This is a genomic window from Phyllobacterium sp. P5_D12, assembly GCF_054049495.1.
The window spans coordinates 1-541 of the sequence record NZ_JBFUMG010001190.1 but is presented as its reverse complement, the minus strand read 5'-3'; the positions used below and the strand labels follow the sequence as shown (position 1 = coordinate 541).

2 pseudogenes are annotated in these 541 nt (G+C 55.1%); both read left to right on the top strand.

Features of this window, described 5'->3' with window-relative positions:
- Window positions 1–232 (top strand): annotated as a pseudogene (locus tag ACXJ5O_RS29440) (ABC transporter substrate-binding protein); the annotation flags it as partial.
- An 85-nt stretch (window positions 233–317) separates the two neighbouring features.
- Window positions 318–541: pseudogene (locus ACXJ5O_RS29435) on the top strand (ABC transporter permease); the annotation flags it as partial.

The window sequence follows — 541 nt, the reverse complement described above, 5'->3', positions numbered from 1 at the left end:
GCCCGGCAATTGGGATACGCCCGCCCGCAAGGCGGCTGTCGATGCGTTTAACTCTGAAGTCGATCCAAAGAAGCGCGTCGCACTTTGGGCCGAAGTACAAAAGGTGATCTATGCCGAAGTCCCGATCATCAAGATCGGTGATTTCAATGCGCTCTCTGCCAAGTCACCAAAGCTGGAAGGTTTCACGCCAGCGCCATGGCCCTATTTTTGGAATGTGTCGCTGAAGCAGTAGCGCAGGCGCAACGGTCGCGGGCAGGGGGGTTCCCAGCCTGCGACCATTTTTCAGTAAAAACTGCAAGAGAGAACGATCCGACCATATGCTTCGCTACATACTCCAACGCTTTATCGGCATGATCATCGTGATGTTCCTGGTGGTGACGATAGTTTTCATCATCGTGCGCGTCACGCCGGGTGATCCCGCTGCCGTGATGCTCGGGCCGGAGGCAACTGCGGCAGATATTGCAGCGCTGCGTCAGCAACTCGGGCTCGATCAATCCATTCTGCTGCAGTATGTCTATTTCATCGGCAATCTGTTCAAGGG